This window comes from Hoeflea sp. 108 (genome assembly GCF_000372965.1).
Classification (GTDB): domain Bacteria; phylum Pseudomonadota; class Alphaproteobacteria; order Rhizobiales; family Rhizobiaceae; genus Aminobacter.
On the sequence record NZ_KB890024.1, the window covers coordinates 4,164,287 to 4,185,019 of the forward strand.

20 protein-coding genes, 1 tRNA gene and 1 pseudogene are annotated in these 20,733 nt (G+C 62.3%); 16 read left to right on the forward strand and 6 right to left on the reverse strand.

Going from position 1 to position 20,733, the window contains the following annotated elements; translation table 11 throughout:
• The first annotated feature begins 335 nt into the window (after positions 1-335).
• The 8 genes and pseudogenes from B015_RS0120645 to B015_RS31285 all read left to right on the forward strand — a co-directional run bounded on the left by B015_RS0120645 (position 336) and on the right by B015_RS31285 (position 5,397).
• Positions 336-941: a sulfite oxidase-like oxidoreductase gene (locus B015_RS0120645; RefSeq protein ID WP_018429633.1), complete on the forward strand. Its 606-nt coding sequence runs from the start codon at positions 336-338 to the stop codon at positions 939-941.
• A complete protein-coding gene (locus B015_RS0120650) occupies positions 934-1,677 on the forward strand; it encodes a ferredoxin reductase (RefSeq protein ID WP_018429634.1) in 744 nt (247 codons plus the stop codon). Before B015_RS0120645 ends, B015_RS0120650 begins: the two co-directional genes overlap by 8 nt.
• A gap of 65 nt (positions 1,678-1,742) precedes the next feature.
• A complete protein-coding gene (locus tag B015_RS0120655; protein ID WP_018429635.1) occupies positions 1,743-3,008 on the forward strand; it encodes a thiolase family protein in 1,266 nt (421 codons plus the stop codon).
• Between the two features lie 51 nt (positions 3,009-3,059).
• Positions 3,060-3,333 (forward strand): annotated as a pseudogene (gene grxC, locus B015_RS31280) (glutaredoxin 3).
• Positions 3,334-3,401: 68 nt separating this feature from the next.
• A complete protein-coding gene (locus tag B015_RS0120665) occupies positions 3,402-3,683 on the forward strand; it encodes a DUF427 domain-containing protein (RefSeq protein ID WP_018429637.1) in 282 nt (93 codons plus the stop codon).
• Positions 3,684-3,853: 170 nt separating this feature from the next.
• Positions 3,854-4,120, forward strand: a complete 267-nt coding sequence (locus B015_RS0120670) for a hypothetical protein (RefSeq protein WP_018429638.1) — start codon at positions 3,854-3,856, stop codon at positions 4,118-4,120.
• 198 nt (positions 4,121-4,318) lie between these two features.
• The gene (locus tag B015_RS0120675) at positions 4,319-4,813 is read left to right on the forward strand and encodes a DNA starvation/stationary phase protection protein (protein ID WP_018429639.1); all 495 of its coding nucleotides are present in this window, start codon (positions 4,319-4,321) and stop codon (positions 4,811-4,813) included.
• Between the two features lie 50 nt (positions 4,814-4,863).
• Positions 4,864-5,397: a peptide-methionine (S)-S-oxide reductase gene (locus B015_RS31285; RefSeq protein WP_018429640.1), complete on the forward strand. Its 534-nt coding sequence runs from the start codon at positions 4,864-4,866 to the stop codon at positions 5,395-5,397.
• A 223-nt stretch (positions 5,398-5,620) separates the two neighbouring features.
• On the opposite strand, the gene B015_RS34160 is transcribed toward B015_RS31285, so the two are convergent.
• The 3 genes from B015_RS34160 to bdcA all read right to left on the reverse strand — a co-directional run bounded on the left by B015_RS34160 (position 5,621) and on the right by bdcA (position 7,780).
• Positions 5,621-5,851 (reverse strand): type IV toxin-antitoxin system AbiEi family antitoxin domain-containing protein, encoded by a 231-nt coding sequence (locus B015_RS34160; protein WP_018429642.1) that lies wholly within the window; start codon positions 5,849-5,851, stop codon positions 5,621-5,623.
• Between the two features lie 542 nt (positions 5,852-6,393).
• The gene (locus tag B015_RS0120695) at positions 6,394-7,074 is read right to left on the reverse strand and encodes an NAD(P)-binding domain-containing protein (RefSeq protein WP_018429643.1); all 681 of its coding nucleotides are present in this window, start codon (positions 7,072-7,074) and stop codon (positions 6,394-6,396) included.
• On the reverse strand, positions 7,067-7,780 hold the full coding sequence (bdcA, locus tag B015_RS0120700; protein ID WP_026227545.1) for an SDR family oxidoreductase: 714 nt from the start codon (positions 7,778-7,780) through the stop codon (positions 7,067-7,069). Before bdcA ends, B015_RS0120695 begins: the two co-directional genes overlap by 8 nt.
• Positions 7,781-7,851: 71 nt before the next feature.
• Between bdcA and B015_RS0120705 the strand changes: the two genes are divergently transcribed.
• Together B015_RS0120705 and B015_RS0120715 are read left to right on the forward strand one after the other, a co-directional pair.
• The gene (locus B015_RS0120705; RefSeq protein ID WP_018429645.1) at positions 7,852-8,445 is read left to right on the forward strand and encodes a TetR/AcrR family transcriptional regulator; all 594 of its coding nucleotides are present in this window, start codon (positions 7,852-7,854) and stop codon (positions 8,443-8,445) included.
• Positions 8,446-8,733: 288 nt separating this feature from the next.
• Positions 8,734-10,173, forward strand: coding sequence for an IS1182 family transposase (locus tag B015_RS0120715; RefSeq protein ID WP_018429647.1), 1,440 nt, complete (start codon positions 8,734-8,736; stop codon positions 10,171-10,173).
• Positions 10,174-10,358: 185 nt separating this feature from the next.
• On the opposite strand, the gene B015_RS31295 is transcribed toward B015_RS0120715, so the two are convergent.
• Positions 10,359-10,736, reverse strand: a complete 378-nt coding sequence (locus B015_RS31295) for a dual specificity protein phosphatase family protein (protein ID WP_018429648.1) — start codon at positions 10,734-10,736, stop codon at positions 10,359-10,361.
• A gap of 2 nt (positions 10,737-10,738) precedes the next feature.
• Between B015_RS31295 and B015_RS31300 the strand changes: the two genes are divergently transcribed.
• Complete coding sequence (locus B015_RS31300) at positions 10,739-11,149, forward strand: Rv2175c family DNA-binding protein (protein ID WP_051091919.1); 411 nt, start codon at positions 10,739-10,741, stop codon at positions 11,147-11,149.
• Positions 11,150-11,172: 23 nt separating this feature from the next.
• On the opposite strand, the gene B015_RS33910 is transcribed toward B015_RS31300, so the two are convergent.
• The gene (locus B015_RS33910) at positions 11,173-11,349 is read right to left on the reverse strand and encodes a type IV toxin-antitoxin system AbiEi family antitoxin domain-containing protein (protein ID WP_245262230.1); all 177 of its coding nucleotides are present in this window, start codon (positions 11,347-11,349) and stop codon (positions 11,173-11,175) included.
• Between the two features lie 176 nt (positions 11,350-11,525).
• A tRNA-Leu gene (locus B015_RS0120735) sits at positions 11,526-11,610 on the reverse strand.
• Between the two features lie 519 nt (positions 11,611-12,129).
• Between B015_RS0120735 and B015_RS32715 the strand changes: the two genes are divergently transcribed.
• Genes B015_RS32715 through B015_RS0120760 form a run of 5 tightly spaced genes read left to right on the forward strand, consistent with a single transcriptional unit; the run spans position 12,130 to position 20,696 of the window.
• Positions 12,130-12,348 carry a ribbon-helix-helix protein, CopG family gene (locus B015_RS32715; RefSeq protein WP_040456343.1) on the forward strand — a complete coding sequence of 73 codons (219 nt, stop codon included), beginning with the start codon at positions 12,130-12,132 and terminating at the stop codon, positions 12,346-12,348.
• Positions 12,345-14,246: a DNA methyltransferase gene (locus B015_RS31310; RefSeq protein ID WP_198292868.1), complete on the forward strand. Its 1,902-nt coding sequence runs from the start codon at positions 12,345-12,347 to the stop codon at positions 14,244-14,246. Before B015_RS32715 ends, B015_RS31310 begins: the two co-directional genes overlap by 4 nt.
• A complete protein-coding gene (locus B015_RS0120750) occupies positions 14,233-16,356 on the forward strand; it encodes an N-6 DNA methylase (protein ID WP_018429651.1) in 2,124 nt (707 codons plus the stop codon). The genes B015_RS31310 and B015_RS0120750 overlap by 14 nt, the downstream gene beginning before the upstream one ends.
• Positions 16,353-19,607 (forward strand): N-6 DNA methylase, encoded by a 3,255-nt coding sequence (locus tag B015_RS31315; RefSeq protein ID WP_157632793.1) that lies wholly within the window; start codon positions 16,353-16,355, stop codon positions 19,605-19,607. The genes B015_RS0120750 and B015_RS31315 overlap by 4 nt, the downstream gene beginning before the upstream one ends.
• Before the next feature lie 3 nt (positions 19,608-19,610).
• Complete coding sequence (locus B015_RS0120760; protein WP_026227548.1) at positions 19,611-20,696, forward strand: phospholipase D family protein; 1,086 nt, start codon at positions 19,611-19,613, stop codon at positions 20,694-20,696.
• Positions 20,697-20,733: the final 37 nt, after the last annotated feature.

The following is a 20,733-nucleotide window of genomic DNA, read 5'->3' on the forward strand; positions in this document are numbered from 1 at the left end:
GGCAGGGGCGATCTCGCCCGCCGGTCTCACACCAACGTTGGCAAGCGACGGCGTCCGCTCGAAATCCGCTGACGGGGATACGCCTGCGATGCCGATTCGAAGCTATCGAAACTATAGCTACAGGGTATTGGGAAATCATACTGGACTGACGCTATAGTCTTCACGCATAACCACGACTCAAAATGGTCCAACACTTTTCTCTACGCTAATAGAGAATCCGGTATTCTGATTTTCAGTGAATTGGCTCGTTCGGCGGTTGTGCGCGCAAAGATCTTTTACAGAATTCTGAACTGAATCCGGTTCTGGTCTGTCGTGACAAGCAAGGGGGTTTCGCTATGGTCACCAGAGGTTTCACAGGCCGCGGTCCAGGCGGCGACCAGTCCGATCGGATTCCGCCGGGTCAGCATCTCGTGGAGAATTTCCCTGTTCTGACGGCCGGGCCAACGCCGAACGTGGAGCCCTCCGATTGGAAATTCACCGTCAAGATCGGTCCGAAGCCGGTCAAAGTGTGGAATTGGAGCGAGTTCAACGCTCTACCGAAGACCAAGGTGACCCGAGACATTCACTGCGTCACGTCCTGGTCCAAGCTGGATACCGCGTGGGAGGGCGTACTCGTAGAAGACATCCTTGCAGATGCAGGGCTCGATCGGCCCACCGATTTCGTCTTGGCGCACTGCTACGATAACTACTCGACAAACATCCCGCTGGCGGATCTTCTCTCCGGGAAAGCGATGGTCGCCCTCAACTATGCGGGCAAGCCGCTTCCCCGCGATCATGGAGGGCCGGCGCGTCTTCTGGTTCCGCACCTTTACTTCTGGAAGTCCGCCAAATGGGTGAACGCGCTGCAATTCACAACGCGTGACGAGGCCGGATTTTGGGAGCTGCGCGGCTATCACATCTACGGCGATCCGTGGCGCGAGCAACGATACACCAATGACTGAAAACGGCGCGCAAATCGCGTGGCAGCCATGCGTAATCGACGAAATCGTCCAACAGACCCCGAGTATCAAGAGCTTCTTCCTTCGGTTGAGCAAACCGTTCGCGCACATCGCAGGGCAGCATGTCGATGTCCGGCTGACCGCGCCCGGTGGCTACAGTGCGATGCGGAGTTACTCGATCGCGTCTTCGGCAATCTCGTCTCCGATCGTCGAGCTCGCTATCGAGCGCCTACCGGATGGCGAAGTTTCGCCGTTCTTTCACGATGTCGCAGCGATCGGCGACGAAATCGAACTTCGTGGTCCACTCGGTGGCCATTTCCTATGGCCTGAACCTGCCATAGACCCAGTGCTGTTGATCGGGGCAGGCTCGGGCCTCGTGCCGTTGATGGCAATGATCCGGCAGCGCCGCGCACTAGCCCAGGTCGTGCCGACAGCGCTGCTCCTGTCCGCACGAACCGCTGAAGACGTTCTCTTCTCAAAAGAGCTTCATTCCATCGAATGCAGCGATCCGGCATTCGCCTTGGCGCTGGCAATTACGCGCGAGAACCCGATCCGCGCATCGGACTTTGCGCGACGGATCGACGGCGTGATGGTCCAAGAAGTTCTGGCCCGGCTTCACCGAAAGCCCACACAAGTATTCGTTTGCGGGTCCAACGGTTTCGTCAACATCGCGACCGAGGGCGCGCTGCTGGCCGGCCTGGACCCCACCATTATCAAAACCGAGCGCTACGGTGGTTAGCGGCCCAAGCGACTGCGCGTTCCGCCGTCGCGGAAGTGCAGCCCAGAAATAGTTTGGAGATCATAATGAGCCGCTTTGCCGAACCCGTCTTCGTTGCAGCCGGCCTTCGGACCCCTTTCGGCCGCGGTGGAGGCGCGTTGGCGGCGTACGACGCCATCTCTCTGTCCGTGCCTGTCGTACAGGCGATGGCGGCGCAGGCGGAGCCCGATCTCCTCGTCTGGGGAACCGTGATCCCGAATTTGGGCTGGAGCAATATTGCTCGCGAAACCTGGCTTGATGCCAAGCTCAATCCGGCTGTTCCGGCGTTCTCCGTCGTCCTGGCATGCTCGACCAGCATGACGGCGACCTTCGCTGCGGCAGGGATGCTGGGCGGAGGAACCCACCTCACCATGGTCGGCGGGTCCGAAGTCATGAGCCGGCCGTCAATCGCCCTGACGGCCGATGCATCGAAGCGGCTCACCGACCTCTTTGCGCAGGATGCGACCGCCGCGCTTGCCGCCCTCCAGTCTCTGACGCCACGAGACTACGTGCTCCCCACAAAGGGCTGGGCCAACCGGATCACCGGAAGGACGATGGGTGATCATATGGAGGAGACCGCCAAGGCTTGGCGGGTCTCGCGCGTCGCGCAGGATGATTGGGCGCTCAAGAGCCACCAGCGGGCAGTCGCTGGTTGGGAACGTGGCTTCTTCGACGATCTGGTGATTTCGCTGCCTGAGCTGGCGCGCGATGCGAACCCGCGCGCCGATACGTCGCCCGAACGGCTGGCCGCACTCAAGCCCGCCTTCGATCGCGACAGCGGGAGGGGAACCCTGACCGCCGGCAACAGCTCACCGATTACGGATGGAGCCGCCGGGTGTTGGGTCGCTACCGAAGCCGGTGTGGCGAGACTCCCGGCGGGCACCCCCTACGCGCGGCTCGTCGATTACGAGATCTCTGCCGTCGATCTCCACACTGAGGGCCTGCTGATGGCGCCCTCCTATGGCATTCCGCGCCTGCTCGCGCGGCATCAACTCAGCTTCTCCGACATCGCACTCTGGGAAATCCACGAAGCCTTCGCAGCCCAGGTCCTGGCGAACGTCGCGGCCATCACCGATCGGGAGTGGGTGCGCGCGACAGCCGGTGTCCAGGCGGCTATGGGCGATTTCAACTGGGACCGCGTCAATCCCAATGGAGGCTCGGTCGCCCTAGGTCATCCGTTCGGCGCTACAGGCGCGCGCGACCTCAGCCAGGCGGTGAAGGAACTTTGGGCCATGCCGCCCGGATCGCGGGCAATCGTCAGCATCTGCGCCGACGGCGGTCAAGGCACAGTCGCCCTCCTCGAACGCGGCTGACCGCGACGTTCGCCATGACAGCGATCCGCTTCCAACTGTCGGAGACGCGATATGACAACTGATGTGCTGCTGTACACCACGAACTGGTGCCGTTCTGCCGCCGGGCGAAGACGCTCCTCAAGGAGAAGGGCGTGCAATGGAAGGAACTCGATATAGAGGCAAATCCGGTTCACCGGCAGGCCATGACGGAAGCGTCGCGGGTCGAAGCTCCGTGCCGCAGATCTTCATCAACGGCACGCATGTCGGTGGCTCCGATGAGCTTTTCGCGCTCGATGTCAGAGGCGAGCTCGACAAACTTCTCGGGCGCACGCCGCCTGCCACCTGAGGGGGTGCGGCTTTGGCCAGACAGCCCACGAACCCCGTGCCGGTTGATGAATACGAAAGGAGAGTCAGTTGGTCTCAGCTATCTGGAAAGACACCACCATCGCCACAAGCGACGAGACAGTCGTCGTCGAGGGAAACCACTACTTCCCACCTTCGGCAGTCGATTTCGGCCTGCTCGAGATGAGCCCCCACACGTCTGTCTGTCCGATCAAGGGCGCCGCGCGCTACTTCCATGTGCGTGTGGGAGACGCGCTCAACGTGAACGCAGCCTGGACCTATCCAGATCCGACGCCAGGCGCCGAGGGCATCCGGGATCATATCGCCTTCTGGAAAGGCGTGGAGGTTGCGTAGCAGGCGGACAGGTGGCGGCCTCAGCGCCATGTGCAAGCGCCCGCGGGACGGCTTTTCCGCCCATCCCAGGCCGCGTCAGCTACAGGGCTCCGCCCCGGACCTTCTCCGCGGACTGGCGCCGAGGGCCTCGGACCCTTGGGCTTCTGTCGAATCAAGACGACTGGATTGAGATGGAGCATGCCGAGTTCGATGCCGCCTTCGCGCAGCTTCCCGAGGGATACAGCGAAGGCGCCTACGAAGGCCGGCGTTTCGGCGTGACTGTCCGGCGATCCGGTGACGGACGTCGCAACAGCCTGTTCGCCAGGGAGTTGGCCGGGACCGACATTGTCAGCTTCAACCTCTATCGCGTTACATCAGATAGAACATTGCTGAAGCCGTGCGAGATGTCCGCCGAAAAGGTCGTCGCGTTCGTGCTGGATTTCCGACCGGCCCCCTGACGGGCAGGTGGAGGTCCCGGCCGACCGGTCCGCCTGCGACGCCCGGCCCCCCAAGACTGCGCATGTCGCTCAAAGGTATCGAAACTATAGCCACCGGCCATTGGACTTCGTCTGGCAATGAATTCATCTTCTATACATCGCCATCCGTGGGGGAATCGGTGCTGGATCCCGTGTAGCCAGATTGAGAAAGTCTAAGCGATGACGAACAACAATGCCTCCGCCCTTCCGACACCTTCTGATCTTGACGAATGCGCGGCGATGACTGTCGCCGACGCTCTGAAGATCATTCTGGCGAACAGCTACGCGATTTACCTGAAGACAAAAAATTTCCACTGGCACGTCTCCGGACCCTACTTCAGGGACTATCACCTGCTTCTTGATGAGCAGGCCGCAGAGATCCTCGCCGTCACCGATGCGATCGCCGAGCGCGCCCGAAAGACGGGCAACACCACCATTCGGTCGATCGGCGATATCGCGCGCCACCAGACCATCAAGGACAATGATGCTGAGTTCGTGACGCCGCAGGACATGCTGGGCGAACTCCGCGCCGACAATCTCCACATGGTCGAGTCGTTTCGCCGCGCAAAGGATGTCGCGGACAAGGCGAAGGATAATGCGACGTCCGGCCTGATCGATGCCTGGACGGACGAGGCTGAGCGCCGTGCGTGGTTCCTCTTCGAAATCAGCCGCTAGCGCTTCGCCGGGCAAACCTACGTCAGGAATGACGCCTGGGCGTGGAGGTGATGATGGCGAAGGCCGGCTTTGGAGGGGGATGCCATTGGTGCACAGAAGGCGTGTTCCAGGCGTTGCGCGGCGTCGCCCAGGTCGACCAGGGCTTTGTCCAGTCGGACGCGCCGGCAGATACCTGGTCAGAAGGGGTGATCGTCACCTTCGATCCATCGGTTATTCCGTTGGCGACGCTGTCCGAGGTGCATCTCAGAACGCATTCCGCTGCCAGGGCCCGCTCGCCTCGCAGCAAGTACCGCAGCGCGATCTACATCTTTGAAGAGAGCCAGCGGCCGGAGGCCGAACAGGCGATCGTCCGCTTCGCCGGCGCGTCTGCCAAGGCGGTGCACACCCTGGTCCTCCCGTTTAAAGGTTTCAGAGCGTCGGACGAGCGTTACCAAAACTACTATCGAACCGACCCGAGCAGGCCCTTCTGCCGCCGCTACATCGATCCCAAGCTGGATCATATCCGACGGCACTTTTCGGAACTGGCGCTCCCTGAAGCGAACCCGACTGTCCGGCAAGTCATCGATAGCGGTGATGGTTCGTAGTTCTAATGCGGCTCCGCGCTGAAGCATTCGACGAGTTCGCGCGCAATGAGACCTTGATTGCCATGCTCCATACGGCGTTCCCCGGAATCGGCCATGTCCGCCGCAACCCTGTCGGATACGCCTGGGTTGCTCTCAACTACACCAACCGCGACCCCAACTGATCATCGACAGCGCGGTGCGCCTATTCGGCCCATCTTCGGACTGACGGTCGGCAGCGTTCCGGTTAAGCGGCTCGCCGCGGAACAGCGCGGTAACGCCCGTAGCCAACCTTGATCAACAGTCCTTCCTCGCACATCCTTGTTAAGTAGCACCGAGGAATGCCGACCTCCGTCAAATCACGGGTGCGGACTTCGCCTAGCTTCTCCGCCAACATCACTGCGCGCTCTCGGAGATTCGGCATCGGCCCGCCGGCAGCGACAATCCTTTCTGCTCTCAGTCGATCACGCTTGCGCATCTTGACGGCGGGCCTTTGGATATGATTGAGGGGAATCGGTAGATCGAAGTTCGCATTTTCACCGACTCCGGCGAGCCACGCTTTTTCCTACGCCATGGCGCGATACTGTGCGCTGGCGTGCGATGTTTCCCTACGCTACGATCCGGTGCGATCCTGTTGGCTTGGCCAGCGCAGGGCCGCAAGAGCGATCAAAGGCAGGCGTAGAATAGCGTTACGTACCGAGCTCGCCCACCCCTTCAGCGCGCCCGTCGCATAATCGGTGGCCATGGCGTGGAAAGACAGGCGATCGGCGGCGCATTTCGGCTTCGCGCCAGCAGCGGTCATTACCGACTTGGCTGAAAGGCGACATTCCGCTCTTCACACAGACTCCCGCTTTCAGTCGAACACCGTAGGCCTTGTCGGCGGGATCGCGGATCGCTGCTGCCCTCTCAGCGATACCGACCGCGGCAGGCGCAGGCCGACATGAACGTGATGCCGGCGCGGGCGAGAACGGCGAAGACCTCGTAGGCATGGGCGGTGTGGTCGGGCAGAGGCAGTCTGCCCTATCTCGGTGGGAGCGGTGTCGCCTTGGCAAGGTTCGCAATCAGCGCGGGACGCGTTTGATGGTCGTGCGCGTGCCATGCGGGCTGACCCGGAGCGCTCCGCCAGGACTCGCTAAGCGGGCTGTTGTCCGCCGTGTCGAAGCCGAACTGGTCGTACAGTCGCGTGACCAGCGCCACCGCTTCGGGATAGTCGCTCGACACCGACAGCGCGTGCCGCCCCGGCGTGCCAGCGGGCCGCGCCGACAGCAACAGGCGCGGTGCCTGGATATGCGTGAACGCCTTCGCGACCTTGGACGTTGGCAGCTGGTCCTGCCGCAGTTCGTGTTCGGTCTTCGCGCCGGTATCGACGAGGGCATAGCGCCCGTCGCGCCACGGCATATAGTTGTTGGTGTCGAGCACGATCTTGTTCGCCAGTTGCGCCACGGGCATGTCGTTGACCAGCTTGAGCGGGACCGCGATCACGACGAATTCTCCCGCCTCCGCCGCACCGGCAGCGGTCGCGGCGCGGGCAGGCGGCCCGAGCTCCGCGACCAGCCCGGCCAGGGTTTCGGGCCCCCGCGAGTTGGCGATGACAACCCGATAGCCGTTGGCGATGGCGGCGCGGGCAATCTGGCTGCCGACCTCGCCCGCGCCGATGATGCCGATGGTGGTCATCGGCGCGGGCGAGGTCGGATCAGGCACCGAACGCGCCGTCGATGGTGTGCATGGCGCCCGTAACGAACCCCGCCTCCGGGCCGGCGAGGTACGCCACCATGCCCGCGACTTCCTCTGGCCGGCCGTGGCGCTTGATCGCCATGAAGCTGTGCAGCAGCTCCTTCATCGGTCCGTCCGCCGGATTGGCGTCGGTGTCGATCGGGCCGGGCTGCACCACATTAATCGTGATCCCGCGGGACCCGAAGTCGCGTGCCAGCCCGCGCGCCATCCCTTGCAGCGCAGACTTGCTGAGCGCGTAGGAGGACATGCCTGGAACGGGCATCCGGTCGCCGTTCACCGATCCGATGACGATGATCCGGCCACCCTGGGGCATCTGGCGCGCGGCCTCGACCGAGGCATGATAGGGCGCGTGGATATTGATCCGGAACAGCCGGTCGATTGCGTCCGGATCCTGCTCCAGAGAATCGCCGAAAACACCGATTCCGGCATTGACGACCAGCACGTCGAGCGCGCCACTGTCCTTCACGCGCGCGATCACCGCGTCGCGATCCGCGCTGTCCGTCTCGACAGCGGTGCTGCCCGTTTCGGCCGCCAGCGCGTGGGCCGCGTCAGGCGAACCGGAATAGGTAAAGGTCACCTTCGCGCCATCTGCCACAAAACGCCGAACGATCGCCGCGCCGATCCCCCGACTGCCACCCAGCACGAGAACGGATTTCGCCTCAAACACACCCATCGGACTTTCCTTGATCAATAACTTACGACTCGCTACATAAACGACTTGAAACACCCGTCAAGGTATTTGTAGTGGTTCATACAAAATTATCCCGCGCACGCGGCAGACCGCGCCTGTTCGACCCGGACGAAGCGGTCGCGACCGCCCAGCGGCTGTTCCATTCGCGTGGCTATGATGCCGTCAGCATCGCGCACCTGACTCAGGCGATCGGGATAAACCCGCCCAGCTTCTATGCGGCCTTCGGCAGCAAGGCCGAGCTCTACAGCCGCATTCTCGATCGCTATGCCGGTACCGGCGCGATCCCGCTGTTCGATCTGCTGAACGCCGATCGCCCGGTCGCGGAATGCCTCGTCGCGGTGCTGGAAGCGGCGGCGCGGCGCTATGCCGCCGATCCGGACGCGGCGGGGTGCCTCGTTATCGAGGGTGTGCGCTGCACCGACCGCGAGGCACGCGAGGCGGCCGGAACGTTCCTTGCGGCGGCGGAGGAGGCGATCCATCGCTTCGTCGCCGCGCGCCATCCCGAACAGGCCGAGCGCGTGACCGACTATATGAGCACCGTCATGGCCGGCCTGTCCGCCAGCGCTCGCAACGGGCACGATCTCGATCGCCTGCTCGCCGCCGCCCGGCTCGCCGGGGCTGGTCTTGAGCAGGTGGTTCGCGGCTAATCCGCAAGCTCGGCAAAATGACCAGGACGTTATCGACCGGAAAGGTTGGTCGCGAACACCGCGTCGCGCTGCCGCTTCAGCGTTTGCGTGCCATCGGAGTTGGACACCTGGATATGGCCGATGGGCAATGCGCACTCCGCCAGAAAAGACTGAAGCTCCCGGGCATGTCAGCTTATCGTGCGGACGCGAAGCTGACATGCTGAAGGTCCGAAACGAGTCGAGGCTGTGTGAAAACGCCTCCAGCTCGAGCGAATTAGAGTAGTCTCCTGAGGTCTTTAGGAGGTGGGTATGAGCCGCTTCATTCAGGGTGCAGACCGCCGGCAGCAGACGCTGCTTCCCGAGTGTCTCGACGACTATGTGGCCGAGGACAATCCGGTCCGGGTGGTCGATGTCTTCGTCGACGAGCTGGATCTGAAGGGCCTGGGCTTCGAGGGCATGACGCCTGCGGCGACGGGCCGTCCGGCCTATCACCCGGCAATGCTGCTGAAGCTCTATGTCTACGGCTACCTGAACAAGGTGCAGTCCAGCCGGCGGCTGGAGCGTGAGGCGCAGCGCAACGTCGAGCTGATGTGGCTGACGGGGCGGCTGGCGCCGGATCACAAGACCATCGCCGACTTCCGCCGCGAGAATGGCCCTGCGATCCAGGCGGCGTGCGCGCAGTTCGTGGTTCTGTGCCGCCAGCTTGGCCTGTTCGGCGCGGCCCTAGTCGCCATCGACGGCTCCAAGTTCAAGGCGGTGAACACGCGCGACAAGAACTTCACCGTCTACAAGGTGAAGCGGCGGATCGAACAGGTCGCCGAGCACATCGCCAGCTATCTGCAGGACCTCGATACGGCCGATCGGCACGAGGGAGATGGCGTGGAGGCACGGTCAGTGAGGCTGGTCGAGAAGGTCGAGCGGCTACGCGCCCAGATGGTAATGTTGAAGGTCATGGAGGCAGAGGTCGAAGCGTCACCCGACGGCCAGGTGTCCCTGACCGATCCCGACGCCCGCGCCATGGCGACGTCAGGCCGGGGGAGCGGCATCGTCGGCTACAACGTCCAGTCCGCCGTCGAGGGCGAGCATCACCTGATCGTCGCCCATGAGGTGGTGATGACCGGCTCGGACAAGCAACAGCTGGCGAACATGGCGGGTCAGGCCAAGGAGGCCATGGGCGTGGAGAGGCTCGATGTGCTGGCGGACCGGGGCTACTTCTCCGGCGAGGAAATCCTGGCCTGTGAGGCTCTGGGCGCGACGCCCTTCGTGCCAAAGACGCTGACGTCAGGCGCAAAGGCGAATGGGCGCTTCGGCAAGCAGGACTTCGTCTATCTGCCCGACCAGGACGTCTACCGTTGCCCATCCGGGGCGCTGCTGCCGCATCACATGACGACCGTTGAGAAGGGTATGACGCTGCATCGGTACTGGGATCGCGCCAGTTGCACCGGCTGCTCCCTGAAGGCCCAGTGCACGCCGAGCATCGAGCGGCGCGTCACCCGCTGGGAGCATGAAGCGGTGATCGATGCCCTCCAGACCCGAATGGACTTGAGGCCCCGCGCCATGCGTGAACGGCGAAGCCTGGTCGAACACCCGTTCGGCACCATCAAGGCCTGGATGGGCCACACCCACTTCCTGATGAAGCGCCTGCCTAACGTGAAGACCGAGATCAGCCTCCACATCCTGGCCTACAACATGAAGCGGGTGATGGCGGTGCTCGGAACGAGGCCGTTGATGGAAGCGATCAGGGCCTGAGACGATGGCGCTCTGCGCCTCGTCGCCACACCCGCCCCGCCGTAGCTCAGCGTTTTTACACGGCCTCAGTCACTAGCGGAACTTGGGTTCAGTGCCGGAAGCGGACACTCCACGCGAGTCGGTCACAAGTAGGCTCGCGGCTCCCGCTCCCGAAAGGTCATCTTTGGAACAGCTCCGAAAGTGAGCTAGCCATCCTGCAAATACTTCGCCCAATTCAGCCGCACATAGTCCGCCATGCCCTGAGCAGGTGCGTACGGCGGGTAGAGCCTCCGAAACGCCAACAGTGCGGCAGCGGGATCTTGCGACCCCAGCGCGTCCGTGTGTTTCAGTAGATAAAGCAACGCAATCGAGGGCGACCGCGAGAGGCCCTGGTTGCAGTGAACCAGCACTTTGAACTCGCCGATGTGACGGTCGATCGCGCCGAGCGCCGTATCCACGATGATAGGCGCGATGAAGCTCACCTGCGCGACATCGACGGCGTGCCCATGAACGATCCTGGCTCTGGCTCCGTTTCTTTCGTAGGCTTCGTCGGGATCAAAGGCCGATGAGGTCAGGAGGATCATCTATGCAAGCAGGAACCATAGCTGACACCGCCGTCTTGGCTGAGGCCTTCACCCGCGGTTCGGCTATGAAGCGCGGCATGCTCGTCATGGAAGGCGGGGTTCTGTCCCGCGATGAGTTCGCAGGTCGGATCGGCCTGACGCCCGAGGAACTTGAGGCCCAGCCCCTCCTTTGGCTCGATGTCGATGGCGAGCGCGCCTATCCCGCCTTCCAGATCACCGGCACCGGACTGCTTCCCGGTATGAGCGCCGTGGTCGAGGCGTTCACGATCGAGGAGCCCTGGATGCGGGTCAACTTCATGCTGACCGACGACGCCCGCCTCGGCGGCCAGCGCCCGATCGATGCGTTGCGCGAAGGCCGGATTGTCGATGTCGTCAAAGCCGCTCGGGCCTACGGCGAACACGGCGCGGCCTGACATTTCCGCGGACGAAGCTTCCATCAGGCAGCTTCTCGCTCGGCTGCGCGATAGAGGCCGTAGCCTTCCCTCACCAGCCAGCCCTCCTCGCACATCCAGGCGAGATAGTGCCGCGGGATACCGATGGCGGTAAAATCGCATGTCCTCACGATCGTACGCTGGCGGGCGAATGCGTAGGCTTTCTCCCGCAGCGACGGCATCGGACCGCCCGCCAGACGCATGCGCTCAGCACGGTCACGATCGCGCTTCCTCTGCTGGGGCGGGTTTTTCGGGGTCGCGGCGGGAATCTGAAAGAGATAGTTCGCATCTTCGTCGACCCCGGCGAGGCGGGTGAGATTCGAACTTTTTGGCCGTCGGTTTACCTTGAGATTAAAGGTGGTGCGGGTGGTCGGAATCGAACCGACACTCCTCTCGGAACCGGATTTTGAATCCGGCGCGTCTACCAGTTCCACCACACCCGCACGGTGCTGATCCCCTGCGTGCAGTGCGCCTGAGGGTAGCCGAGCGCTCCTATACAGCACCTGCCAAAGAATTTCCATATGGAAGCTGCACCTTTTACAAAGAATGCAATTTCAGCCCTGTAGCGGGCATCCTCGCTCGCATAACCACCGTCTTGCGCATGTCGCGGCGCACCTATGCTGCACCGGAGCGGAAATCCCATCAAGCGACCCCTAGCGACAAATACGCCGCTGGCTCACCGCGTGGACCGCCGGCAACCGTTCGGGAGTTGCCGTTCCCGAAAGCTGTTCTGCGCGAGGCACGAGACCAGAGCGAATCGGAGCGCCTCGATGACGGCGATAAGCGGCGAAGCGGGCGCCGGGCGGCATTGGAGCTCTCAGTACCTTGTTGCGGCAAGAGCTCGACGTTTATGGAAGAACACAGAAAGCTCTCTTTTCTGGTGAGTCAAAGTGATGCACTCTGTTGCAATTCGACTCACAATCCGCTAGGGTGAACAATAAGGGAACATTAGCAGGTCTGCCATGAGTGATCGATCAAAAAAGCTCGGCCCCCGCGTCACCGTCAGCGTCACGCCCGGAGACTACGACACGCTTAACACGCTCGCGAACAAGGATGATGTGTCCGTTTCGTGGGTCATACGGCGCGCAATCCACGAATATCTGCAGCGGCACCATCAGCCGGCGCGGGCGCTGCGGCGGCCGGCCTCCGAAAGGCGACCGGCGGCACCGGAGCGCGCATGACACAAATGAAAATGCCGGGGGAGTCCGATCGCATGACATTCATTCAGCCCAGGCCACGCAGATCCGTGCCGTCGATGCCGGAAAAGTCCCTGGACGCGCTGTATCGGCGACCGCTGGCCGCAAAGCGCACCGGGGCCCTTTATGGGGCCTTTCCGTACCCGACAAAAATCTCGCCGGAAGCCATTGCCCTCTATATCGCCGCCCACACAAAACCCGGCGACACCGTGTTCGACGGATTTGGGGGTAGCGGGACCACCGGCCTCGCCGCATTGCTTTGCGAGAGGCCGACAGACGAACTGCGCGCCGAAGCGGTCCGGTTGGGCTTGAATGTACAGTGGGGTGCCCGCAATGCCGTATTGTACGAACTGGGCGCGCTCGGCGCGTTTGTGGGGCGGACGTTGACCAATCCGCCGAATCCCGTTGCCTTCAGGAAGGCCGCCGAAGATGTGTTGGCCGCCGCTGAGAGCGAAGACGGCTGGATGTACGAGGCGCGCGACCCGTCTGGTGCGAAGGGCTCTATCCGGCATCTGATCTGGAGCGACGATCTGCGCTGCCCCGGCTGCAACAGCGTCGTCGCGTTGTGGGACGCATGCGTTTCACTCGACCCGGCGGAAATTTCTTCGACCTTCTCTTGTCCGAAATGCCGCCATGAGAGTCCGATGGATCAGGTGCAGCGGGTCACTGTTCAGGAGCGCGACGACGTTCTGGGCGAGAAGCGTGCGTTGCGCGGACGAACGATGGCCCGTGTGTATGGTGCAACCGGGAAAAAGCGCTGGTCTCGTCCGGCCACAGCAGCTGACCTGGCCCTTCTGAAAAGGATAGATGCCGAACCGATCCCGTCTTCCGTGCCGCAGGCGCTCATTCCGTGGGGCGACCTCTATCGGAAGGGTTACCATCAGGGGATTACGCACGTTCATCATTTCTACACGCGGCGCAATCTCATCGTTTTCGCCCGCATGTGGGACCGCGTGGAATCCTATCGCGGGGCACTCCGTGAAGGGTTGCGGTTCTGGCTGCTGAGCTACAACGCGGCACATGGCACGATCATGACGCGCGTCGTGGCAAAATCCGATCAGAAAGACTTGGTCGTCACCAGCGCGCAGCCCGGCGTTCTCTATGTTAGCGGCCTGCCGGTTGAGAAGAATTTCTTTGCCGGATTGCGGCGTAAGCTGACAACGATTTCGCAGGCGTTTGAGATCATTCACGGCAGCAGCGGAAAAGTCGAAGTCGTTCAGGGCTCAAGCTGCAAAGTCGGACTGCCTTCCGGAAGCATCGACTATGTGTTCACTGACCCGCCCTTTGGAGCCAACATACCGTACGCGGAACTCAGCTTCATAAACGAAGCGTGGCTAAAGAGATTCACTGACCGGACGGACGAGGCCATTGTCAGTCCCGATCAGGACAAATCTATCACCGAATACCAGGAGTTGCTTGCCCGGTCATTCAGCGAGGCACGCCGGATATTAAAGCCATCCGGCAAGGCCACAATGGTATTCCATTCTGCTTCCGCCGACGTGTGGAATGCGTTGCAACGCGCTTATCAGGATGCCGGGTTTGATGTCGAATATGCGGGGGTTCTCGACAAGAAGCAGGGCAGCTTCAAGCAAGTCACGACGCAGGGGGCCGTGCGTGGTGATCCCGTGCTTCTGCTGGGACCGCGCCGCAAGGCCGTCAAGAAAGCCGAAGGGGACGATTGTGTCTGGACGGTTGCCACAGCCCTGCATCGGGCCGCTTCCGCCGCGCATGACGCGGACGAAGTCACCGCACAGAGGCTTTACTCGCGGCTCGTGACGCACTTCCTCAGCCGTCACAAGCAAGTGCCGCTTGACGCTGATGTCTTCTACCGCTGGTACGCGGAACAATCGATGCCGGGAGTTTTATGTAGTGCCGGCGACTGACGCTGTCGGCGCGATCAGGGCCTCAGCCCGGTCCTTTGAGGAAAGCCTGCCTCCGGCCCAGCGGAAACGTCTGGGGCAGTTTTTCACCGGCCTGCCGCTGGGGACGCTTCTGGCGCATCTTGCGCTCGATCAGGATTGCCGCGCCGTGATCGACCCGATGGCCGGTCACGGCGACTTGCTCGACGCTGCCGCGATGACGGCGCGGACGCGGGGATTTCAGATCGACCGGTTGGACGGCATAGAGCTCGATCCGAATACGGCCACCTTCTGCGGCCGTAGAACGACGACATTGGAGGAAGATGGCGCTGTCACCGGCTCCCGCATCGTCACCGGCAGTGCTTTCAATCCTTCAAATGTCGCCGCGTTGAATACTCCCGGCTACGATCTCGTCATCACCAATCCTCCCTACGTGCGCTATCAGTCGCAAAACGGCGATGGCGCGGGCGTTGATGACGTGCGCCGGGGCCTTTCCGCTGTCGTGGACGCGTGCGTATCAGGCGACGAGCGGGCGCTCTGGCAGACGCTCGTTGAAGGGTATTCCGGCCTTGCCGATCTCTCGGTGCCGTCCTGGCTCCTGTCCGCCCTGCTGACGCGGCCGGGGGGCCGCCTGGCATTGGTCGTTCCCGCCACATGGCGTTCGCGAGACTACGCCGATGTCGTGCGCTACCTGCTGCTGCGCCTCTTTCGCCTTGAGTTCATCGTCGCCGATACGCAGCCCGGCTGGTTTTCCGATGCGCTGGTACGCACGCACCTTGTAGTCGCGCGGCGGCTGCCGTGGGATGAAGCGGCAGCGCCGCTGGCTGGCCGCACATCATGGCTATCCGCCTGCTGGCTGCAAGTTGCACCGGAGGCGGCCAACGGGGCGTCTCTTGTCGGCGGCGCTTTTCCCGGACCGGAACCAGAGCGGCACTTCGCAGACTGGGCGATCGCGATGACCCGACAGGTGCAGGGCGTAGAGAGCCGTCCGTTTGCGCTGCAAGAGGAATGGCGCACATTGGAACAGCGGCTGGCGCGCAAGGGCTGGTTTCAAAAAGCAGAGGACCGGCGCGACACGCTGCCGCTTTTTTCATCTGGCGCTGCGAGACCGGCGGCAGTGCCGGAAGGGTTACGGGACATGCTGCCCACCGGCGCTGCCCCGGCACATCTCCAGACGCTCGAACAGGCAGGTATCCGTGTCAGTCAAGGGCTGCGCACAGGATGCAACCGATTTTTCTATGTGACGCTTGCCAGCGACGATGATGGCAAGACCGTTGCCGTTGAAGCATCGGACAGCTTCCAGGATGTGCGGTTTCAGGTTCCTGCGGAAGCGTTACGGCCCGTTCTCCATCGGCAAGCCGATATGCCCGCCTTTATGCGCGGTCACTTGCCTCCGACCCGTGCGCTTGATCTGTCGCAGTGGGTTCTGCCGGAAGACCAGGCCGCGGTGACGCGTGCGGCAGAGACATACCGCAAGCGTGGTAAATCCGCTCCCCGTGTCATGCCCGCCGAATTGGCGGCATTCGTCACGCGGGCAGCCCGCCTTGCACCGGACCCGAAAGAACCCGCGCGTTTCATCCCCGATCTATCCGCCGTTCGCACCAATATCCGTCAGCCAGCCAACGGACGCGATATCCCCCGTTTCTGGTACATGCTGCCGGCTTTCACCCCCCGCCATCTGCCCGCGATCTTTACGCCGCGGATCAATCACGGGACGCCGGTGGTCGCGCTCAATACGCAGCCGCCGATCTTGATTGACGCCAATTTCTCGACGATGTGGCCGGAGCAGAAGCGGTGGACGCGTCACGCGCTCTACGCCTTGTTCAACAGCAGCTGGTGCCGCGCGGCCATGGAATCAGCCGGAACGCCGCTTGGCGGCGGCGCGCTCAAACTGGAAGCGACGCACATCCGTCAGGTCCCGGTTCCGGTATTGTCTGACAGCGACTGCCAGACGCTTGACGCGCTCGGGCAGCAGTTGGCGGCATCCGCGCCGTCAGCCCAGCACCAGATCGACATGTTCATGCTGGGCGCGGTGCTGCCCCGCCTCAATGAAAAAGACCTGAAAACGGCGGCGCAGCATATCGAAACCCGCCTCCAGGCCGTGTGTGCTGCCCGTCAAAGGATCGCTTCATGACCGCTGATATAGCCCGCATAAGTGAAACCATCGGACGTTGCCGCATGCTGCGCGACGCGGGTCATGTCGAGGCGGTGCTGCGCGCGGAATTCCAGGGCCGGCTGCGGCTGATGTTTCCAGACACCGCTCATGAAAACTGGATCAACAATTATACAGAAGGCGCGGAAGCGCACACCAAGGTCGGCATGGCCTCCGGCAAGGCGGCCTCCCGATTCATCGATAACCTCGTGGGTTCAACCACGATCGAATATGAATCCGACCTGCGCAACAACGTGAAACGCGATACCGGATACGCGCAGGTGCAGGAGCAGGCCGCAGGACTCGTACGCGCCGGTATGCCGGTCTCGACGGTGCGGGGCGTGCTGTCCGATACAGTCGAATGGTACGCCTATGATGCCGTGCTGACGCCCGGCGTCGATCCGTCTGCCTGCACGGCTGCCGATATTTCGCTGGTCGTTATTGATGAGCTGAAGCTGGCCGACGACGGCGCGGTCTCCGCCGAACGGCTCAGCGCATTCATCCGAAAACATCTGGCGCGCGAACAGTCTCGGCCTTTGCGCGCTGAATTCCTCGCTTCCGATCTAGGCATGGACTCGGTCGCGTACAAAAGCAGTGCCGCGCCTTTGTCGGCGCTGGTGGACGAGGGGAGGAAGGCCGAGCCCTCAGCCAGCTTGGCAACCGAACTCTGGTCCCGGTTTGTCGATCATCTTGAAAGGCCGACAAGCGCCTTCCGCACGACCGCGTATGTTGATGAAGCCTACATGACCATTCTGGCGCGGCTTCTGAGCGCCAACGTCTTGACAGGAAAAGCACTGCTGAGCACGGACGACGAGCTGCGCGCGATTCTCAACGGCGACTTCTTCCGTCACAATTTCCAGCTCGAGAATGTCGTCGAGCAAGATTATTTCGGCTGGCTTTTGGGGCCTGCCTACATGGACCGGCTTGTGACTGTGGCCCGCGATCTCCAGCGTGACCTCTACGCCTATGATTTCAGCTGGTATCCCGAAGAAGATTTGTTTGGCCGCCTTATGGCGCAACTCGCGCGCCGCAGCCAACGCAAGCTGCTAGGTCAGGAATGGACGCCGCATTGGCTCGCCCGGCTGCTTGCCGATCGCTGCCTCGATGGCCTTCCTGAGGGCGAGAGCCCGCGCATCGTCGATATGTGCTGCGGGTCCGGCACGATGCTCGCCGAAATCATCAAGGCCACAAAGGCGCGTTTCGGCTTTTCCACCATCGACAAGCTGGAAGATGTCGCGACCGGCTTTGACATTGACCCGCTGGCCGTCAGCCTGGCCAAGACCACATGGGTTGTCAGCCTGTCGGTCGAGATCAAGGCGGCGACGAAACCGATTGTGATCCCCGTCTATCATGCGGATTCGCTGTTCGCCGTCACGCCGGTTTCAGCCTCAGTGCCGCTGGTTGGCGAGAGCGATACGATTCCCGTATCGCTTGACGGTACGACGATTCTGCTGCCGACGGCGCTGGTACAGCCGGCATATCGCGACTTTTTCGACCGTATCGTTGACTGGGCCTATGACGAAGCGCGCGAAGCGCAGCGGCGCGGCACGGTTGCGGGTTTCAGCAAGGCGGACGCGGACGGCTTTCTCGACGGCGCCATCGCGGCGTTCAGCGTCAGCCTGTCGCCGGAGCTCCACAAACAGCTCTCTGCCGCGCTTTACCCGCTGGCGCATCGCATGGCCGAACTGGCCGTGGCGGGACGCAACGGCATTTGGGCCTTCATCCTGCGGAACACATACAGGCCGGGGCTTTTGACTGGCCACTTTAACGGGCTTGTTTCCAATCCGCCGTGGCTGGCGATGAGCGGGCTGGCCGATAATCCATACAGGGACCTGCTCAAAGGCAGAGCAAAGCTCTACGGCATCCAGCCAGCGGGGCAGTCATTTCTCCATCTTGAGCTGGGAACGATGCACCTGCTTCATGCCATCGACCGTTATCTCGCGCCGGATGCCTCCGTCGCCTGCCTTGTGCCGGGTACGGTGCTGAACGGGAACCATCACGAGAGGCTGCGGCAGCATGAATTCCTGAACAGCGAACGTCCCGTGCCGTTCGACATTGCCGAGGTGTGGCAGGTCGCACCCGGAACCTTTAAATATCCCGGCGCGGCGCTGATCGGCCATAAGAGGACGGACAGGACCGGGCTTCCACGATCTGCCTTTGCCGGTCTCGTCGCGACAGACGCGGGACTGGATACCGCCGATTTTTCTATCCGCAATATCGGCACGGCGCGGAGCGCATGGGTGCTCGAAAAGGGCGGCAGTCCGGCGGCGACCGGTGGCGGAGGACGGCTGCCGCAGCAAGGGGCCGATCTCATGCCGCGCACAGCCGTGTGCGTCAACATCATCCAAGATTCAGGTGCGGAATACCGCGTCGATACGCCGACGCGTACGTCCCCCTGGGGCTTTACGATCAAGTCGGCCAAGGAAATGGCCACCGAACGCTTTCCCGGCCATGTCGCGCCCCGCTTCATCTTCCGTATGGCGCAGTCGGAAAACTTGCTTCCGTTTGTTCTCGGCGTCCATCGTGCGCCCCTGGCCCTGCCGGCGCTGCGCGCACCAGATGGTACGTGGAGCATTCTCGACGAGTCTGAAATCCGTCGTCAGGGATTTACCCAGACGGCGCGGCGCTTCGCGGCGATAAACCAGAAACTCAAGGGGGTCGGAAAAGGGAAATCACTGCAAGAGCGCGTCGATGAGAGGGGCAAGCTGTCGAAGCAGGTCTTCGGTGCCGATGGCTATCTCATACTGGCCGGTGCCGGCGGCAAGATCATATGCGCTGCGTGCGTTCCGCTCGCGCAGGCGCAGGATGTTGTCGTTGACCAGACCCTCTACTGGAAGGTTGTCGCGGATGAGCGGGAAGCGTGGTTCCAGGTGGGCATGCTCAACAGCGTGGCCTTGACCAACGCCACCCTCGCGTTCAACCCGAAAGGCGATTTCGGCGAACGGCATCTCCATACACTGCCATACCGAATGATGCCCGCTTACGACCCCGGCAATGACGATCATAAGAAGATCGCCGGTCTGGCAAAGGATCTTGCTGCCCTTGCCGCCGGTCATTGCACGACAGACGCTTATTTGGGCGACCCCGCAAAGGCTTTGCCGGCACGCCGGCGGAAATTGCGCGCGCTGCTCGAAGCATCGCCGCTGTTGCCGCAGCTTGAGACCCTTGCTGCGCTTGTATTGGACGCGACACCGGTGGCAACGCTCGATTCCGATGTGATCGAGGAAGGGTGACGCGTGCTAATCGTACAGAATGCCGCAACGCCTGCGAATATTCGCAACGCCGTTGTCGATATGATCGCGGGGGGCGCGACCGACGTGCGCGTAGCATCCGCCTATGTCACGCGCGGCGGCGCCAGCATCCTGCTCAACGCACTCGCCGATTCTGTCACCCCTGCGGCGTTTGCCGCCATGCCGAAGACGCTAGTAACATCATTCGACTTCGGCCTCACGGAGCCGCAAGCCTTGCGGCATTGGCAAGAATCGGGAAATGCGACAGTGCATGTCTCGGGGGCACAAAGGCTTGCCCAGGGCTCACTGATGCCGCTGCGGGCATTTCACCCCAAACTCTACACGTTCGGCAGGAACGCGCAGAGCTGTAGCGCGCTGATCGGTTCCGCCAACCTCACCAGTCGCGGGTTCAGCGTGAACACGGAGGCCGCGTGGCTTCAGCAGGACGTTCCGCGCGCGTCAATCGATGCCGCTCTGGCGAGCGCGTGTTTTGATACAACGCCTCTTACCGAGGAATTGCTACAGGCGTATGCGGCGCTGCGGCAGGCGCAACCGCCGCCAGCAGAAATAGAACAGGAAGCGCAGCCCGTAGCGCAGCCAGCACCGATTAATGTTGGTGCGCTGCCCTTGTTCAGGGTCGCCATCGACACGGGCGCTGTTAATCCCGCGAACTACAGCGCCATGTGGATCCACGGCGAAGCCCTGCAAGGCGGGTCACGCAACCAGCTTGAACTTCCTCGCGGCGGTCACAGGTTTTTTGGTTTCGTGTTCACGCAATACGACTATCCCCACAATTTGACGATCGGGGAGCCGGTTCTTCGCAGCGGTGCGCGCGCATGGAACGACCGCCGTCTGACATGGCACGGCAATAACCGTATGGAACGAATGAATTTGCCGACCGCTACACAGGGCGGATTCGAATATGCCGACACGGCTGTCATGTTTCGCCGTCTGGCGGACGGCTCATTCGAGTTGATTGTCACGCCGTGGGATTCAGACCTGGCACGTTCGTGGCGGCAGGCTTCGGCACAGCGGCAAGCCCTATTTCGCCTCGGCACAGTCGCGACGAGCCGGGTTGTAGGACTGTTGTAGGAATAGGGGGAGCGCCGGGCGTGTCTCCGTATTCGTC

What these genes read in the sequence shown, in the direction of transcription:
- B015_RS0120645 (WP_018429633.1), top strand. Translation starts at nt 336, where the DNA reads ATGGTCACCAGAGGTTTCACAGGCCGCGGTCCAGGCGGCGACCAGTCC.
- B015_RS0120650 (WP_018429634.1), top strand. Translation starts at nt 934, where the DNA reads ATGACTGAAAACGGCGCGCAAATCGCGTGGCAGCCATGCGTAATCGAC.
- B015_RS0120655 (WP_018429635.1), top strand. Translation starts at nt 1,743, where the DNA reads ATGAGCCGCTTTGCCGAACCCGTCTTCGTTGCAGCCGGCCTTCGGACC.
- B015_RS0120670 (WP_018429638.1), top strand. Translation starts at nt 3,854, where the DNA reads ATGGAGCATGCCGAGTTCGATGCCGCCTTCGCGCAGCTTCCCGAGGGA.
- B015_RS0120675 (WP_018429639.1), top strand. Translation starts at nt 4,319, where the DNA reads ATGACGAACAACAATGCCTCCGCCCTTCCGACACCTTCTGATCTTGAC.
- B015_RS31285 (WP_018429640.1), top strand. Translation starts at nt 4,864, where the DNA reads ATGATGGCGAAGGCCGGCTTTGGAGGGGGATGCCATTGGTGCACAGAA.
- B015_RS34160 (WP_018429642.1), bottom strand. Translation starts at nt 5,851, where the DNA reads ATGCGCAAGCGTGATCGACTGAGAGCAGAAAGGATTGTCGCTGCCGGC.
- bdcA (WP_026227545.1), bottom strand. Translation starts at nt 7,780, where the DNA reads ATGGGTGTGTTTGAGGCGAAATCCGTTCTCGTGCTGGGTGGCAGTCGG.
- B015_RS0120715 (WP_018429647.1), top strand. Translation starts at nt 8,734, where the DNA reads ATGAGCCGCTTCATTCAGGGTGCAGACCGCCGGCAGCAGACGCTGCTT.
- B015_RS31295 (WP_018429648.1), bottom strand. Translation starts at nt 10,736, where the DNA reads ATGATCCTCCTGACCTCATCGGCCTTTGATCCCGACGAAGCCTACGAA.
- B015_RS31300 (WP_051091919.1), top strand. Translation starts at nt 10,739, where the DNA reads ATGCAAGCAGGAACCATAGCTGACACCGCCGTCTTGGCTGAGGCCTTC.
- B015_RS33910 (WP_245262230.1), bottom strand. Translation starts at nt 11,349, where the DNA reads ATGCCGTCGCTGCGGGAGAAAGCCTACGCATTCGCCCGCCAGCGTACG.
- B015_RS32715 (WP_040456343.1), top strand. Translation starts at nt 12,130, where the DNA reads ATGAGTGATCGATCAAAAAAGCTCGGCCCCCGCGTCACCGTCAGCGTC.
- B015_RS31310 (WP_198292868.1), top strand. Translation starts at nt 12,345, where the DNA reads ATGACACAAATGAAAATGCCGGGGGAGTCCGATCGCATGACATTCATT.
- B015_RS31315 (WP_157632793.1), top strand. Translation starts at nt 16,353, where the DNA reads ATGACCGCTGATATAGCCCGCATAAGTGAAACCATCGGACGTTGCCGC.